2 protein-coding genes are annotated in these 541 nt (G+C 31.4%); both read left to right on the forward strand.

Annotated features, from left to right (window positions below; genetic code table 11):
- On the forward strand, positions 1-248 hold a 248-nt coding region (locus GMA8713_RS28925), incomplete at its 5' end, for a hypothetical protein (protein WP_232314583.1).
- A 20-nt stretch (positions 249-268) separates the two neighbouring features.
- Positions 269-394, forward strand: a complete 126-nt coding sequence (locus GMA8713_RS28930) for a hypothetical protein (protein ID WP_269747475.1) — start codon at positions 269-271, stop codon at positions 392-394.
- The last annotated feature ends 147 nt before the right edge of the window (positions 395-541 follow it).

Consider the following 541-nt stretch of genomic DNA (forward strand, 5'->3'; position numbering starts at 1 on the left):
AAAAGAAAGGAAAAGGAAGAGTGAAGAAGAAAAGACAGAGAAACAAAAGAAAGAAGGATGAAAGAAAGGGTAAAAGGGAAGGGAAAGAAAAGGATGAAAAAAAAAGGGAAAAAAGAAGAAGTAAAGAAGATGAAGAGGAAGAGAGAGGAGATAAAAAAGAAGAGAGGATGAAGAAAGAGATTGATGAAGTAAAAAGAAGATGGGTTGGTGTTAGAAAGAAAAGAAGAAACAAAAGAGAAAAGAAATAAATAGAAAAAAAAAGAAAAAGATGAAAAGAAAGAAAAAAAGAAAAAAAGAAGAAAGAAGAAAGAAAGAAGGGAATGAAGAGATAAGAAAAGAAGTGGGAGAGAGGAAAGAAAGAGAAAAAAGAAAAGGACAAAAAGAGAAAGGATAAAGAAGAGGAAAGAAATGTAGAAAATAGAAAGAAAAAAGAAGTAAGAAGAAGAAAGAGAAAAAAAGGGAGAAGAGAGAAAGACAAAGGGGAGATGGATAAAAAGGAAGAAAGAAGGGGGAAGAGATGAATGGAAAGATAAGAAAAGAG

This window comes from Grimontia marina (genome assembly GCF_900060185.1).
Lineage (GTDB): Bacteria > Pseudomonadota > Gammaproteobacteria > Enterobacterales > Vibrionaceae > Enterovibrio > Enterovibrio marinus.